Annotated in this window: 1 protein-coding gene; it reads right to left on the bottom strand. The window is 75.0% G+C overall.

Annotated features, from left to right (window positions below):
• Window positions 1–276: PLP-dependent transferase (locus AC1ECF_RS17600; RefSeq protein ID WP_480390737.1), on the bottom strand; the 276-nt coding region annotated here is incomplete at both ends.

The following is a 276-nucleotide window of genomic DNA, read 5'->3' as shown; positions in this document are numbered from 1 at the left end:
CAGGAGGTCCTCGGGGACGGTGGGCGACTCGGTGACGAACCTGCGGCGTCGCTCGATCGTGGACTCGACCCCGCCGAGGCTCGTGGCGGGGACCCACAACCGTAGAGCCTCGACGACCCCGTCGGCCGCCGCGATCCCGCCCTGCGGCCGGAGGCCGATGATCGCCCCGAATCCGTCCATGACGCGTCGGGCGGTCTCGTGGCCGGGGTCGTGCGGCAGGCTCGGGTGGCGCACCTCGGCAACGGCCGGATGCGCGGCGAGCCTGCGCGCCAGCTC

Source organism: Psychrobacillus sp. Z3-81 (assembly GCF_056620325.1).
This window is presented reverse-complemented; position numbering and strand designations above follow the sequence as displayed.